The sequence below is a fragment of the Pseudomonas protegens CHA0 genome (genome assembly GCF_000397205.1).
GTDB classification, from domain to species: Bacteria; Pseudomonadota; Gammaproteobacteria; order Pseudomonadales; family Pseudomonadaceae; genus Aquipseudomonas; species Aquipseudomonas protegens.
The window spans coordinates 3,396,580-3,411,650 of sequence record NC_021237.1 but is presented as its reverse complement, the minus strand read 5'-3'; the positions used below and the strand labels follow the sequence as shown (position 1 = coordinate 3,411,650).

13 protein-coding genes are annotated in these 15,071 nt (G+C 63.4%); 3 read left to right on the top strand and 10 right to left on the bottom strand.

Going from position 1 to position 15,071, the window contains the following annotated elements:
• Positions 1-31: 31 nt before the first annotated feature.
• Positions 32-3,304: an acetyl-CoA carboxylase family protein gene (locus PFLCHA0_RS15275; RefSeq protein ID WP_015635628.1), complete on the bottom strand. Its 3,273-nt coding sequence runs from the start codon at positions 3,302-3,304 to the stop codon at positions 32-34.
• A 31-nt stretch (positions 3,305-3,335) separates the two neighbouring features.
• The gene (locus tag PFLCHA0_RS15270) at positions 3,336-5,027 is read right to left on the bottom strand and encodes an AMP-binding protein (RefSeq protein ID WP_015635627.1); all 1,692 of its coding nucleotides are present in this window, start codon (positions 5,025-5,027) and stop codon (positions 3,336-3,338) included.
• Between the two features lie 162 nt (positions 5,028-5,189).
• Between PFLCHA0_RS15270 and PFLCHA0_RS15265 the strand changes: the two genes are divergently transcribed.
• Together PFLCHA0_RS15265 and PFLCHA0_RS15260 are read left to right on the top strand one after the other, a co-directional pair.
• On the top strand, positions 5,190-6,107 hold the full coding sequence (locus tag PFLCHA0_RS15265; protein ID WP_015635626.1) for a LysR family transcriptional regulator: 918 nt from the start codon (positions 5,190-5,192) through the stop codon (positions 6,105-6,107).
• Between the two features lie 71 nt (positions 6,108-6,178).
• The gene (locus PFLCHA0_RS15260; RefSeq protein WP_015635625.1) at positions 6,179-6,796 is read left to right on the top strand and encodes a class I SAM-dependent methyltransferase; all 618 of its coding nucleotides are present in this window, start codon (positions 6,179-6,181) and stop codon (positions 6,794-6,796) included.
• A 3-nt stretch (positions 6,797-6,799) separates the two neighbouring features.
• Here the strand turns inward: PFLCHA0_RS15260 and PFLCHA0_RS15255 are convergent, their stop codons facing one another.
• From PFLCHA0_RS15255 to PFLCHA0_RS15225, 7 genes are all read right to left on the bottom strand, one after another.
• The gene (locus PFLCHA0_RS15255) at positions 6,800-7,741 is read right to left on the bottom strand and encodes a hypothetical protein (protein WP_041752258.1); all 942 of its coding nucleotides are present in this window, start codon (positions 7,739-7,741) and stop codon (positions 6,800-6,802) included.
• Positions 7,728-9,353, bottom strand: a complete 1,626-nt coding sequence (locus tag PFLCHA0_RS15250; protein ID WP_015635623.1) for an AAA family ATPase — start codon at positions 9,351-9,353, stop codon at positions 7,728-7,730. Before PFLCHA0_RS15250 ends, PFLCHA0_RS15255 begins: the two co-directional genes overlap by 14 nt.
• Before the next feature lie 271 nt (positions 9,354-9,624).
• A complete protein-coding gene (locus tag PFLCHA0_RS15245) occupies positions 9,625-10,104 on the bottom strand; it encodes a copper chaperone PCu(A)C (protein ID WP_015635622.1) in 480 nt (159 codons plus the stop codon).
• Positions 10,104-10,709 carry an SCO family protein gene (locus tag PFLCHA0_RS15240; protein WP_011061312.1) on the bottom strand — a complete coding sequence of 202 codons (606 nt, stop codon included), beginning with the start codon at positions 10,707-10,709 and terminating at the stop codon, positions 10,104-10,106. Before PFLCHA0_RS15240 ends, PFLCHA0_RS15245 begins: the two co-directional genes overlap by 1 nt.
• Before the next feature lie 135 nt (positions 10,710-10,844).
• On the bottom strand, positions 10,845-11,261 hold the full coding sequence (locus tag PFLCHA0_RS15235; RefSeq protein ID WP_015635620.1) for an NUDIX hydrolase: 417 nt from the start codon (positions 11,259-11,261) through the stop codon (positions 10,845-10,847).
• Positions 11,262-11,419: 158 nt separating this feature from the next.
• The gene (locus tag PFLCHA0_RS15230; protein ID WP_172621764.1) at positions 11,420-12,055 is read right to left on the bottom strand and encodes a LysE family translocator; all 636 of its coding nucleotides are present in this window, start codon (positions 12,053-12,055) and stop codon (positions 11,420-11,422) included.
• Positions 12,056-12,139: 84 nt separating this feature from the next.
• Positions 12,140-12,946 (bottom strand): AraC family transcriptional regulator, encoded by an 807-nt coding sequence (locus PFLCHA0_RS15225; protein WP_015635618.1) that lies wholly within the window; start codon positions 12,944-12,946, stop codon positions 12,140-12,142.
• 329 nt (positions 12,947-13,275) lie between these two features.
• Between PFLCHA0_RS15225 and praB the strand changes: the two genes are divergently transcribed.
• Positions 13,276-13,773 (top strand): alkane oxidation protein activator PraB, encoded by a 498-nt coding sequence (praB, locus tag PFLCHA0_RS15220; protein ID WP_015635617.1) that lies wholly within the window; start codon positions 13,276-13,278, stop codon positions 13,771-13,773.
• A gap of 80 nt (positions 13,774-13,853) precedes the next feature.
• On the opposite strand, the gene PFLCHA0_RS15215 is transcribed toward praB, so the two are convergent.
• Positions 13,854-14,936: a linear amide C-N hydrolase gene (locus PFLCHA0_RS15215; protein ID WP_015635616.1), complete on the bottom strand. Its 1,083-nt coding sequence runs from the start codon at positions 14,934-14,936 to the stop codon at positions 13,854-13,856.
• Between the last annotated feature and the right edge of the window lie 135 nt (positions 14,937-15,071).

The following is a 15,071-nucleotide window of genomic DNA, read 5'->3' as shown; positions in this document are numbered from 1 at the left end:
TGCGGCCCGCTCCTACGATGGAGGGGCAGGGCTACCAGGTATCGACAAAACCCTGGGCGCGCTCGGCCCAGGGCACCGGGCGCGGTGCGGCCTGCAGGCCACGCAGCAGCCACGCTCGGCTTTCCAGGGGGTCGATCACCGCGTCGATCTCCAGGTAGCTGGCCATGTTCAGCGCCTTGCCCCGGGCGTAGGCCTTGGCCACCAGTTTGTCGAACAGCGCCTGTTGCGACTGCGGGTCGGGCTGGGCCGCCAGTTCCTTGGAGAAGCCCAGGCGCACCGCACCTTCCAGGCCCATGGCGCCGAATTCGGCGCTGGGCCAGGCGACGGTGAACAACGGGCTGTGAAAACTGCCCGCCGCCATGGCCTGCGCGCCCAGGCCATAGCCCTTGCGCAGCACCAGGGTGAAGAACGGCACCGTGAGGCTGGCGGCACTGACAAACATCCGTGACACATGGCGCACCGTGGCCTGCTGCTCCGATTCCGGCCCTACCATGAACCCCGGGGTGTCGCACAGGGACACCAGCGGCAGGCCGAAGGCTTCGCACAGGCGCATGAAACGTGCGGCCTTGTCCCCGGCCGCGGCGTCGATGGCGCCGCCCAGCACCGCCGGATTGTTGGCCAGCAGGCCAAAGGCCCGGCCTTCGACGCGGATCAGCGCGGTAATCAGCCCCGGGGCGAATTGCCGGCGCAACTCCAGCACGCTGTCGCGGTCGGCCAGGCTCTCGATGACCCGGCGGATGTCGTAGACCCGCAGGCGGTTTTCCGGAATCAAATGCCGCAGCTCACGCTGGTCGGCGCAGTGCCAGTCCTTGAGCGGCCCCTGGAAATAGCTCAGGTACTGCTTGGCCACCTGCACGGCCTCGGCTTCGTCGGCCACCAGCACGTCGATCACTCCGTTGGGGCCTTGTACCGACACCGGGCCCACCTGTTCCGGGGTGAAGCTGCCCAGGCCGCCGCCTTCGATCATCGCCGGGCCGGCCATGCCGATGCTGGCGTTCCGGGTGGCGATGATCAGGTTGCAGCAGCCGAGCAGGGCGGCATTGCCGGCGAAGCAGCGCCCCGAGGCGATGCCCACCGTGGGCACCCAGCCGGACAGCCGGGCCATGGCGGCGAAGGTATGGCAATCCAGGCCGGCGACCCCGACAAAGTCGCTGTCGCCGGGCCGGCCACCGCCGCCTTCGGCAAACAGCACCACCGGCAGCCGCCACTCCTGGGCCAGGCTCAGCAGGCGGTCGGTCTTCTTGTGGTTCATCACCCCCTGGGTGCCGGCGAACACCGTGTAGTCGTAGGCCAGGGCCAGGCAACGGGCGTCCTGGCCGTCGAACAGCCCGGCATTCACCGTACCTATGCCTCCCACCAGCCCATCCGCCGGGCTCAGGGCCTGCAACTCCTCGACGCTGCGCCGACGCCTTTGGGCGGCCAGGGCCATGGCGCCGTACTCCATGAAACTGCCCGGGTCCAGCAGGTGCTCGAGGTTCTCCCGGGCGGTGCGCTGGCCGTTGCGGCGACGCTTGGCCAGCGCCTCCGGACGCTGGGCATCCTCCAGCAAGGCATGGCGTTCGCGGACTTCGGCCAGGTCGGCGCGAATCAGTGCCAGGTCCAGTTGCTCTTCGCTGTGCTGGCCCTGGTCGGCAAACTCCGCCGGCTCCAGAAACAGCAGGGGCTGGCCTTCGCCCAGTGCTTCGCCAACCTGGACGGCCAAGGCCCGGACGATACCGCTGCTCTGCGCCTTGACCTCGAACTCCATCTTCATCGCTTCCAGCACCGCAACCCGCTGGCCAATCCGCAACTCATCACCCACGGCCACTTCCAGGCTCACCAGCACCCCGGTGCTCGGGGCGTTCAGCGCCGCCGTGCCCGGGGGCGCCTGGACATCGCTGCGAGTGCTCTGCGCAGTGGCGGCCTGCCTGGCAAAGAACATCGGCCGGTGTTGCCCGGCGCAATCTTGCAGCAACTGGGCCCAATGGGCTTCGACGAACCTGGTGTCCACCTGATAGTCCAGCACCGCCGGCTGGCGCAACAGGTTCAACAACAGCCCCAGGTTGCTCGGCACGCCCTCCAGGCGAAACTCGCAAAGCCCACGATAGGCCCGGCCCAGGGCCGCGGGAAAATCCGTACCCTGGGCGATCAGCTTGGCCAGCAGCGAGTCATAGCCGGGGTTCACCGGGTAACCGGCATAGCCGTAGCCGTCGACCCGCAGCCCGGGCCCGCTGGGGGCTTCATAGGCGCTGAGGGTGCCGGCCACCGGCCCCATGCCGCCATCGGCCAGGGGCTGTTCCAGGTTGATCCGCGCCTGCACGGCAAAGCCTTGGGGCTCTGGTGGCCGGCTCAGGCCCAGGCTGGCCAGGGAGGCGCCCGCGCCAAGGCGCAGTTGGGTGTGCAGCAGGTCGACGCCGGTGATGGCCTCGGTCACCGTGTGCTCCACCTGGATCCTTGGGTTGGCTTCCATGAAATAGAAGCGCCCCGGGTGTTCCTGGTCGAGAAGGAATTCGAAGGTGCCAATGCCCTGGTAACGCACTCGCGCGGCCAGGGCCAGGGCGGCGTCGATCAACTGCTGGCGCAACTGCGGGGCAAGGTCCGGGCTGGGGGCGACTTCCACCAGCTTCTGGTGCCGGCGCTGCAGGCTGCAATCGCGCTCCCACAAGTGGCTGACCGCGCCGCTGCCGTCTCCCAGCACCTGGATCTCGATGTGCCGCGCCCGCTGCAGCAGTTGTTCGACATACAGCGCGCCATTGCCGAAGGCCGCCTGGGCTTCGGACTGGCAACGGATGAACGCCTGCTGCAGTTGCCCGGCCTCGGTGACCGCGCGCATGCCCCGGCCACCGCCACCGGCCAGGGCCTTGAGCATCACCGCGCCATGGCGTTCGAGAAAGGCTGCGGCCTGTTCCAGGCTGACTGCTCGGTTGATGCCCTCCAGCAAGGGCACCCCACAATCTTCGGCCAGGGCACGGGCCGCGGCCTTGTCGCCAAACAGTTGCAGCACATCGGGGCCGGGGCCGATCAGGGTCAGCCCGGCTTCCAGGCAGCCCCGGGCAAAGTCGGGGTTTTCCGCGAGAAAGCCGTAGCCCGGGTGAATCGCCTGGCAGCCCTGTTGCAGGGCCAGGGCGATCAGTTGCTGGCGGTCGAGGTAGGCCGCCACCCCGCGGCCCTTGAGGGGCAGGGCCAGATCGGCCTTGCGCGTGTGCAGGCTGGCGGCGTCGTCCTCGGCGAATACCGCGACGCTGCGAACGCCCAGGTCGGCGCAGGCCCGGGCAATACGGATGGCGATCTCGCCGCGATTGGCGATCAACAGACTCTGGAACATGGCAATTCTCACAATGCTGAAAAGGAAGGGCTCAGAGCTGTTGTTCCAGCTCGTTCTTCTTGACCTTGCCGGTGGCGGTCATGGGCAGGCTGGCCACCAGGCGGATCTGCGGCACCTTGTAGGCGGCCATCACCTCCTGGCACCAGGCTGCCAGGGCATGCGGGTCCTGGGGCGCATCGGGCTTGAGCACAACGAAGGCCACCGGCTGCTGGCCCCGACGTTCATCGGCGCGGCCGATCACTGCGCTGGCCAGCACCTGCGGGTGCTGGCCGAACAGCGCCTCCAGCTCGCTGGGAAACACGCTCATGCCATTGACCTTGAGCATTTCCTTGCGCCGGCCCAGGTAGCGGATAAACCCTTGTCCGGTGATCTGCCCCAGGTCACCGGTGTGCAGCCAGCCGTCGCGCAGGGCCGCCGCGGACGCCTCCGGGCGCTGCCAGTAACCCTGCAGCAGGGAAGGGCTGCGCACGCACAACTCGCCCTCGGAGCCCAGGGGCAGCAGGGCGCCGCTGTCGAAGTCGCAGACCTTGAACTCGGTGCCCGGCACCGGCAGGCCGACGAAGGTTGGCGCGCTTTTGAGGTCGAAGTCGTCGGTCTGCAGGCCGGCGGTAAAGGTGTCGCAGGTGTGGGTTTCGGTCATGCCGAAGCTGAACTCGAACAGGGTGCAGCCGGTTTGCGCGCGCCAGCGCTGGCGATAGTCCGGGGTGAGCTTCTTGACGAAAGAGATGCAGCCGGTGGCCTTCAGGGAGCTCAGGTCGTAGTCGGCGACGCTTGGGTGCTCCAGCACTTCGGCGGCGCTGTCCACCAGCAGCCCGCAATGGCTGACCCGGTAGTGCGCCACCGCCGCCATGAAACCCAAGGCGTCCCAGCGCGCCAGCAGCACCAGGCGGCAGCCGGCGTAGATGGGAAACAGCAGGCCGGCGTTTTCCCCGGCGATCCAGAACTCGGGAAGGAAATTGAGCAGCACGCTGTCCTGCCTCAGGCCCAAGGCCACCGGCACGAAGCTGGCGCAGGTGTAGAGCATGTCGCCGTGGCTATGAATGCAGCCCTTGGGCATGCCGGTGGTGCCACCGGTGTAGTTCAGTGCGGCCATATCGCCCAGGGCAGGACGGTGGGCCGGGGTGGCGGCGCGACAGGCCTCCAGGGCGGGGAAAAAGTCGATCACCCCCGGAGCCAGGCGCTTGGGCGCCCGCAGCAGGTCCGGCAGGGGAATGCTCGGGGTGGCCGGGCACAACTCGCTGAGGCTGGTGGCCAGGATCGCGCTCAACTCGCAGGCGTCGCTGACCGCCTGCACCACATCCAGCAGTTGGTCGAAGCACAGGATCACCCGGGCGCCGCTGTCCTTGAGCTGATACTCCAGCTCCAGGGTGCGCGCCAGGGGGCTGACCGGCGCGTACACGGCGCCGCACTTGAGAATGCCCCAGAAGCCGATATGCAATTGCGGGCAGTTGGGCAGGTACACCGCCACCCGGTCCCCGGGGCCGATTCCCAGCTCGCCGAGCAAGGCGGCGCACCGGTCGGACAGCCGGTCCAGCTCGGCAAAGCTCAACTGATAGCCATAGAAGTCCAGGGCCACGGCACTGGCTTGCGACTGCGCCCAGGCCCGCAGGTATTCGGTAAGGGGCTGCTGGCCCAGGGGGTACTGCGGGGTACGCGGCGCGCCTTCGGGCCAGGCGGCCTGCTGCAGGGCGTGAAGGTGCTGCTGATAGGCCGCAAGGTCCATGGTGCCTCCTGAATTGTTGTTATCGGCACGGCCATCTTAGGCAGCGCCCGGGGCACCACAGAACCGACGGTTATTCATCGAGATTCATGAATGCGCTACATGGTTCTGCCGGCGCCGGCCCGCTGCTAGCCTGCTGCGGGTCGAGACTGCGAGGGCACAACCATGAACTCACCGCATGAATGGTCAGGGCTGAGCCGCCTGGACCTGAACCTGTTCCGGGTCTTCGAGGTGGTGTACCAGGAGCGCAACCTGACCCGCGCCGCCTCGGTGCTGCACCTCAGCCAGTCGGCCATCAGCCACGCCCTGGCGCGCCTGCGCGCCCAGCTGGACGATCCGCTGTTCGTCCGCGAAGGCTATGGCGTGGCCCCTACGCCGCTGGCCAAGCAACTGGCCCCGGGGATCCAGGACGCCCTCAGCGGTCTGCGCCGCAGCCTCAACCCGGCCCAGGCCTTCGACCCGTTGCGGGACCGCCGGCGTTTCACCCTGAACATGCCGGAGCAACTGGAGCCGGTGATCCTGCCCTTGATCCTGGCGCACCTGAACCGTGTTGCCCCGCACCTGGAAGTGCGCAGCACCAGCGTGCACTGGGCCGACCTGAAGCTGGAGATGATTGCCGGGCGTATTGACCTGGCCATCGAACTGTCGCGGCTCACCGACCCGCAACTGCAACAGCAACTGCTGCTGCAGGACTCCTTCTGCGTGATGGCCGGCCCCGGCTTCAGCGGCGAACTGACGGTGGAACGCTACCTGGCGGCCGAGCATGTGGCGGTGACCTCCAGGCGCCGAGGCATCTGCGTCGAAGACCTGGCCCTGGGGCACCTGGGGGTGGTACGGCGCATCCGCCAGCACTGCCAGCACTTTCTCACCGCTGCGCAACTGGTGGCCCAGGGCGATGGCCTGCTGACCCTGACCCGCAACAATGCGCAGTTGATCAACGCCGGGCTGGGCAACCGGATTCTCGACATGCCCCTGACCCTGCCCGAGGTCTGCCTCAACCTGTACTGGAGCAAGCAAGTGCAGAACGAGTCGGCCAACCGCTGGCTGCGCGAGCAGTTGCTGGAGCTGGCAGGGCGCAGTTGAACGGTTTGACGCCCGGCCCAAGCGCCGTTGTGCTGTAATTTGCGGCCACACACGCACACGGAAACCTGTGGATGCACGAGTCCGCCCGTCATATCGTCGATCTGTACCAGCGTCATGCTCGGGTCTGGGACCAGCGTCGCAGCGCCAACCCCGAGGCCTTCGAGGGAGAGCAGGCATGGCTGGAGCGCTTTCGCCGGGTCATGGGGCAGGGCGGCCAGGTGCTGGACCTGGGTTGCGGAGGTGGCGAGCCGATTGCGCGCAACCTGATCGAACACCAATGTGCAGTCACCGGCGTCGACAGCTCTGCCACCTTGCTGGACCAGTGCCGCCAGCGCTTTGCCGGGCAGCAATGGATCCACGCTGACATGCGCAGCCTCGCCCTGGACCAGGATTTTGCCGGCATCCTCGCCTGGAACAGCCTGTTTCACCTGAGCCCGGACGATCAGCGCGCCATGTTCGCCGTTTTCGAACGCCACGCCGGCCCGGGCTGTGCCCTGATGTTCACCAGCGGCCCCGAGGCAGGGGAGGCCATCGGCGAATTCGAGGGCCAAGACCTGTACCACGCCAGCCTCTCCCCGGGGGAATACTGCACCTTGCTCGACACCCATGGTTTCGAGGTGGTGCAGCACATCAGCGAAGACCCGGACTGCTGTGGGTTCACCGTTTGGCTGGCGCGGGCGATAGATTGAGGCTCAGAGCACCTTCAGGTTTTTGGCGATGTCCCGCAGGCAGATGCCCAGGGCACGTTTTTCGAAGTCGTGCGGGGCAAACCCAAGGATGAAATCCGCACGTATCAACGACTGAACCACCGCATCGCTCTCATCCCGAAACTGCTTGCGCTTGAGCATGTCGGTCACCTCCGGGGCGTACCACTGGTAGCGCTCCTGCAGGTGGAAGAATGTGGTGAACTCGCCCCAGGCCCCGTTACCAGTGACGGTCAGCTCAAGTTCTTCCTCGGTGATTCCAGAGATCCCAAGCGCCGACCCCTTGAGGGTAAAACTCATGTCCAGGGGGGCGGCGGGGTCAAAAGGATGGGGGATTGTATGGGCGGGGTCGTCATCCCCCTTGATCGAGGAGTTGCACGGGTGACAAGAGGGCACCAGGTTGTACAGCGACACCGCCAGATAGGGGTAGATCGACTTGGGCAAGAAGTGATCAAGAGGCGGCCGCATTTCCAGTTTCCTGGGGGTGCCGACACTCTGGCCGTGGTAATTCACATGGTGCAGGTGGCAGTAAGGGCAGATGCGCAGTGCATAACTGCCTACCAGCTTGTAGGCGTTCCAGCCGACGCCCTTGTAGATGAAATTGCTGTAGTCGAAGATTTCGCCCAGCTTGGTGATCAACTTCTCCATATCGGCCTGCCGAGCGCCGGACTTTGCGCTGGGTCGATTTCGCAAGTAATGATCAAGGGGCCCGGCTTGGTGCTTGACCTGTTGGATCACCCCGTGTAGCCGGCTGACATCGCCGACAAGTATGAAATCGCGCTCGCTCTGCAACACCTTCTTCAAGTCTGATGTGAAGGGAGGATAACCGGCGAAGGGTGACTTCCAGGCACTCATGGCCTTGTCAAAACGCTCGCCCAAGGTTTGCAGGTGCCGCTGTTTAGCGGTCGGATCCACCTTAAGCTTGAGCATGCGGGCCTCCGATCAGCACGCTCAACTGTTGTTGTACATGGTGCCTGAGCTCATCGTTGGCCAGTGTGTCGGCGATCTGCCAGGCGTGCCTGATGCTTTCCAAGTCTTGATCCTTGCGGTTCAACACATCTGAGAGTTTGGTCAGCAGGTTCAGGTTGAACTCGCCCGTGAAATCTCCCACCGCGAATACCGAGTTCAAGGTTTGCTTGGGGGTGTAGCCGAAGGCATTGGTCAGTTGCTGGTTGTCCAGGTCGAACAGGCGGCCGGCGGGTGTATCGGCGGCGACGATCAGTGAATGGGTGGAAATGAACACGTGGGTTCTTTTCGCCAGGGAACCGAATTGCCCGATGAATTTCAGCAGGCTGTCGATGTACATGCGTTGCCACTTGGGGTGCATGAACATCTCGCCTTCATCGATGCACAGCAGCATCAACCTATCCTGCGACTCGCGCTCGAACTCGCCGAAGGCCCGGGCGGTGGAGCAGTACAGCGACATCATGCTGGCCTGGCCGGAGCTCAGTTGCTTGAAGGAGAACTTGAGCAAACCGAGTGCAGCCACTTCGGAAAACACACCTTCATGTTGACGGATCTGGTGACCGGCTTGCTCATCCAAATAGGCCAAAGAGGCCAGTCGCCTCCAAGTATTGACGTTTTTGAACAAGGGACGGACTACATCCAGCGCGTTGCGGGCCTTGAGCAATTGCTCGGCCAAGAAATCGTTTCCTGCCAGCAGAAGCAGTTGAGGGAAGTCAACCAACAGCAAGTCGTTGAGCCACGGGCCGTGAACTTTGATCATTGCCAGCAACGTATCAATCAACAGATGAAGCTGTTCATCAGTTACTCTGTCCAGGCATTCCAGGACGGCAAAGGAGCAGATAAACCTCGTCTGTACTGATGAGCGCCTGTCGATCTCATGAAGCCGGGTCTTCATTTCCGGCTCCAGGGCCTTGTAGGTTCTGGCTCCGTCCGCGGAATATGACTTCACCAAGTCAACCAATGAAGCCGGCTTGAGTTTTATTTCCGCCGTCGCCTCGGAGACGAAGGTGGCTTTGTCCTTGAGAAAGGGATAGGCATTAAATGCCGCAACCATCTCCGACTCCACGACCAGACCAAACCTTGGGCTGACATCTTTTACTTTTCTACGACGCAAGAGTGCGCGTCTGACCTTTTCAAACGGAGAGGTCGAGTAGAAAACTGCCGAAAATTCGGGCGGTACGCAAAACTTGTCTTGAGTGATCTGCAGGCTGGAGAGCAGCCTGGTCTTGTTAAGCGAAAGACCTTTCGATAGGTACAGCCCCTGTTCCGTTTCCCAAAGAATGCTGACTTTGGATTTAGACTCCCAATCAGCCAGTCCTTCGCACACCCCCAGCAACATCTCGGTCTTGCCACTGCCATTCTCGCCGTAAAGGGTAGTGAACGAGGCTACGTCTAACTGCTGTCGGCTGGAGGTGCGCGATGAAGGGGCTATTTCCAGAGTGAAAGGGGGGATGTCAGGCGGTCCCTCGGAGGGATAGACCACCACCTCATAAGCATCGGTTAATGGCAATACGGTGGGCTGTCCCGATTGTCCGACGAAAAAAAGCACATGGATCACAGTGCGGTCTGGCGACATATCGAATCCCTGATAATTGTTTTTCAGCTCTTGCTTTGAACCCTGGCTAGCAGGCCAGCGCACTGGCAAAAAATAGCTATGTGCCATTAGTAAAAAATGGCGCGTAGATTCGCACATGAGTCGGTTGCGGGAAATAGCCGGCCAAGCATTCAAGAGATTGGCGACTGTCGGGTTTTCCAGGTCGGGACGTTTGCCTCGGACAAAAAAAAGCCGCGTCCTACGAGAACGCGGCTTTTTCAGCTGGCCCTGGGGCCATTTGCGCTACTTGTTTTCAGTGTTTCATCATGCTGTGGTCCGGCGCATTCAGCGCTCGGGCTTGGGCTTCGACCTTGATGGTTTCCTTCTCGCCCTTGGCGTTTTCCACGGTCAGGGTCAGGGGCACTATGTCGCCGGCCTTGATCTGGCCGGTGAGCTCCATGAGCATCACGTGGTAGCCGTGGGTGTCCAGGCTGACTTTCTGCCCGGCCGGCAGGGCCACGGCGTCCACTTGCTGCATGCTCATCACGTCGTTGTGCATGCTCGACTGGTGGATCTGCACGTTCTTGGCCACTGGCGATTGCACCTCAACCAGCTTGCTGTCGCTGCTGGCGGTGAGGTCCATGAAGGCGCCGCTGGCGTGCTGGCCGGCTACGGTGGCGCGGACCCAGGCGTTGTCCACTTGGGTCGCGGCGCTGGCGGTGCCGCCCAGGCCCAGCAAGGAAACCAGCAGCAGGGCAGCTTTGAGACGGGATGGGCGCTGTAGGGAATGCATTAACAAACCTCCATGACGGTGAGCAGGTCTTCCGCGCACTCTTGGGCGGTAAGGGACTGGGAAAGCCCCAGGCGCAAGGTGCCCCGGGAGTCGAAGACGAAACTGGTGGCGGTGTGGGACAGGGTGTAGGTCGAGCCGCTGGGGATCTTTTCGTAGAACACGCCGAATTCCTTGGCGGTGGCAGCGGTCTGCTCCAGGGTGCCGTACAGCGCCTCGAAGCTGGGGTCGAAGGACTTGACGTAGGCGTCCAGCACTTCGGGTGTGTCGCGCTCCGGGTCCAGGGTGATGAACACCACTTGCAGGCGGTCGCCATCACGGCCCATCAGCTTCTTGGCCTGGGCCGCGCGGGCCAGGGTGGTGGGGCACACGGCCGGGCACTGGGTGAAGCCGAAGAAAATCATCGGCATCAGGCCGCGGTAGCTGGACAGCGACTTGGTTTCGCCCTGGGAATCGGTGAGTTTGAAGGTGCGGCCAAGAATCTGATTGCTCAGGTCCTTGCCGTATTTGAAGGACAGTCGGGGACTGTTGTCGCAACCGGCGAGCAGGCCCAGGCCGAGCACTCCGGCGCTGGTGAGCAGGGTGCGGCGAGTCAGCAGAACACTCATGAAATAACGCCCTTTGAACAGCCAGACAGGCAAAAACCCGCGCATGGTAACAAACAGACGAAAGCGGCGGCGGGCTAATTAGACCAATGCCTGCGGCCATCGGTCGCAGGTCGGGAAGGGCCGGGGCGTGGCTGCTCAGCTTTCCAGGGCGGCCATCTGCACCAGGGCGCGCACGGCGCTGCGGGTGGCCTGGGTCAGGGGTTGGGGCAGGCGGTCGAGCTCGAACCAGGCCACATCGCTGTGCTTGTGCGGCTCGCAATTGCGCGCCGGCATGGCCGGGGCCGAGGCCAGGTACACCGGTGATACCCAGTGCTCCTGGCGCAGCGGGTCGATCTGGTCGACCACGCACAACAGGCTCACGCCTTGCAGGGTCAGCCCCAGTTCTTCGTGGATTTCCCGGCGCATGGCCTGTTCCACCGGTTCCAGCCAGTCGACCTTGCCTCCGGGCAGGCCCCAGCAACCGGCTTCCGGGTCGCGCAGGCGCTTGACCAGCAGCAGCTGGCCGTCCCGGACAATCGCGACACCGCACCCCAGGCGTGGCTGTTGTTGCATGGCAGGTCCTCCTTGCACTGTTTCGGCGGGGCAGATACCGGGCAATGCCCGGCAGGCCCGTTCACCGTTGCGACAATATCGGCAGCGGCGCTTTCGGCAGATTATTGCTTTGTTGTTTATTTGTAATGACAGTTGGAAGTCACTGCCCGGGGCGTGATTCAGTGACGCCCCACAGTGGCGCCGATCACCAGCAGCGCCAGCAGGATCAGCACCACCCCCGTGCCCCGTTCCAGCCAGGGCAGGGCCCGGGCAAAGCGCTCGCGCACGCGGCGGTTGCCAATGGCCAGGGCCACCAGCACGTCCCACAACAGCACGGCGCTGAACATCCACAAGCCATAGACCAGCTTCCAGCCGGCACTGGTCTGGGCCCCCACCAGGGACGCCAGGCTGACATAGAACAGGGCGTTCTTGGGGTTGAGGATGCCAGAGAGAAAGCCCATGCCCAGGCCACGCCACCAGGTGGCCCGGCCCAGCGGCCGGGCTTCGTCGTTGCCGTCCACCGCGGCCAGGGAACTGGCACCGGCATGACGGATAAACAGCCAGCCCATATAAAGCAGGTAGCCGCACCCGGCCAACTGGATCGCCAGGAACAGCGGGCTGCCTGCCCGAAACACCGAGACCCCGGCAAACGCCAGGACGATAAAGGCACCATTGGCCAGGGCGATGCCCAGGCAGGCGCCGGTGGCCGATCGCCACCCCGCGGCCATGGACATGCGTGCTACCAGGAAGAAATCCGGGCCGGGGGAGAGCAGGGCGAGAAAGTGCGCGGCGGCGACCAGCAGGAACTGTTGAATCATGGGTAGAGCCTTCCAGTGACGTGAAAGCCTGGAAGTCTGCGGCGCCGAGAGAGCCGGGGTATTGAAGAAAATTGCGCGGCCTCAGGCCTTGTACAGGCCCGGGGTTACGCCGACATGAGCCTTGAACACTCGCTGAAAATGCGCCTGATCGGCAAAGCCCAGGCGCTGGGCCAGGGCTGCCGACGCTTCCCCGGCCTGCAGCGAAGCGCGGGCCTGGATGATCCGCTGGTTCAACTGGTAGGCATGGGGCGTCATCCCGGTGGCCGCGCGAAAGGCGCGGATCAACTGGTAGCGGCTGATTCCCGCCAGTTCCGCCAAGTGCTCCAGAGGCCTGGCCTGCTGCGGATCACACTGGAGGAAATCCACGACCCGGCGCACGCCTGCGCTGGCCCGGGCCGGATCGGCCGCCAGGGCAATCACCGGTTGCTCCCGGGTGGCCAAGCCACCGATGAACTCGATCAGCGCGGCCTCCTTGTGCTGCCAGCTGGCGTTGGAAAACAACAACTGGTTGAGCCGGCAAAAAGCCTGGTAGAGGCCACTGTCGTGGCTCAGCACGACCTGGGAAAGCGCCGACCCATGCTGCTGCGCTTCTTCGCGCACAGCGTCCACCCAGCGCGGGTCCAGGTGCAGCATCTGGTAACTCCAGGCGCTGTCGGGCAGGGGATTGCAGGCATGGGCGCAATCGGCCGGGACAAATACCACGCTGCCAGCCCGGATCCGGGTCGGGCCCTGGGCGCCGCCGCTGAACACACTGACACCCCGGTCCACGGCACCGATGGACACCGTCGGATGGCTGTGGGCCTTGTAGTTGGCGCGGCTGTCACAGGCCCGGCGGCTTTCGACGTAAGGCAGGTTCGGGTCGCGCCAGAATTGGGCGGTGGAGGACATGGTGCGGTTCCGCGAAGGGCTGTAGAGACCGCGGCGACGCGGTGGGCGGGTTAGCCTAACAGGCCCCCCGGCAGGCTTGCCACAGGGTTGAAGGCCGATGGGGAGCCTTGACCGATCGGAGATTGCCAGCTATTTGATTCAAAAAAATATTTCAATGCTGTTTTTGAATTTCGCCCAGGGCGGAGGACTTTCCTTGGCGCCTTGGCCGCTCCCGTGAAATGCAACCGACCTGAAGCTTGGCTGGAAAGGGACGTCCTGCCGTTTTCATGACCTCTCGATCATGGCCATTACCCCGGCGAAACACTTCGCCCTATGCGTGAGGAACAACAATGAAAAGCTTGAATAGCCTGATGATCGCAAGTGCGCTTGTCATAGGGTTGTGCTCCACGACCCTGGTGGCCGCTGCACCACACTTTTCACCCCAGGGCCCGTTCTACGGCAACAATGGCACCCTCTCGATAAAACTGCCGTCGTCGTTTCAGGCACAGGTCACCTGTGGCATCAGCCTGAGCGGTTCGATCAACACTCAGGATGAAGCCAAGATCCACAGTGTGTTCATCAGCGGTAGCGGAATCTGCAAGTCCTTGCAGGCAAAGAATCTGCCCTGGATCTTGAAACCGGAAAACGTATTTTCCTTGAAGCTGGAGGGCGTCAGCTTTGTCGTCTCCAATTTCGTACCTGCCAGCAATTGCGGGGCCAATGACATATTCGTGACCTGGAACGGTCCCCTTCAAAAGTTGAGTGCCTTCAACCAGGCCCTCACTGGCAATTGCACACTGGCCACGCTGGATATCACCCTGCAGCCGCCACTGACCCTGGTCCCGTAGCCCCCTCGCGATACCCCGAGCTCCCGGGCCTTGTGGCCTCGGGCGCTCGGGGCACATTGCCTCGGCAGCGTAGAACCCGCTCAGGCACCTTGAAACTTGAAGGCGGGGGTGACCTTGAAGTCGCCGGAGACTTCGCCGGAATAGATGGTGGACTGGTCCTTGCCCAAGTCGAGCTTCTTCACCTGGCCCGTAGTGCTTGCGAAGTCGATCTTCTTCAGGTCGACCCAAAAGGTATTGGGGGTCAGTGCCGACTCGAAAAAGTACAGCTTGCGTTGATGGTCCACTACAGTGCGCCAGCGAGTGGAGGAGATATTCGGTTCACCCGGGGTGGAGATGCCGTAAGGCACAGAGACGTTTCTGATTACGCTGAACACGCTGGCCAGGGAGACCTGCGGGCTCTCGTCCTTGGGAATAGCGTTGACATAGAAGGAGGCTCGGGCGAAGCGATCCGCGGCGCGGTTGGTGCCCGGCAACATGACGGTGCCGCCAATGGATTTCCAGTAGGCATTGAGGGCCAGCTGTTCATCAAAGGTCGGGGAATTGGTCATGACCTGGAATTCCCGGCCATGGTGAATCACCGGCTTGCCCTTGATGTACTCGATGATCGCGCTGTCCCCCGTGGCGTCGGAAATCGACAGGTGCAGGGTCGCCAGGCGCGTGTCCCCGGGGACATTGGCCGTCACCAGGGTAAAGGGCTCTTTCTTCAGCGCGTCCACGGCCTCCGCCACGGTGGCGTAGTTGTCCAGCACATACTGGGCCCAGGCGGCGATGCTGAGGCCCGGCTTGCCGTTGTCGGGCAACGGGTACTGGGACTCCACCAGCCACAGCAGGTTGGTCACCAGGCCTGCCTGGTTGACGCCGTCGGAAGTCGCGATGTCATAGCCCGAGGCAATCACACTGCCGTAGCGCGAGGTCCACTTGATCGAGTTGGCTCCCACCTCACCATTGCGCTGCATGCCCTGCGGGAAGATCCACAGATGGGTCGCCACGTCGGTTTTCCAGTCCATGGAACGGGCGGTGATCACGCTCTGGTTGCTTCCCAGGTAGGTCAGCCGGGTGCAGGCCTGGGCGAGGGGCAGGGACAGGATGATACTGCTGAGGGCCAGGACTAAGGCCCTAGGCACGGCTTTCCTGGGCAGTGGCAATACCTTCATTACCTTCATGGTGCTGATTCCTGTTTTATTCGGCCGAGAAGGCGCGGGTCTCTGAATTCATACCAGTCTTTTTCCTTGTCAAGAAAGCCCGGAGTGACCTGAAAATCGCCATAACCTCACTTTTAGCACTGCCTATACTGGATT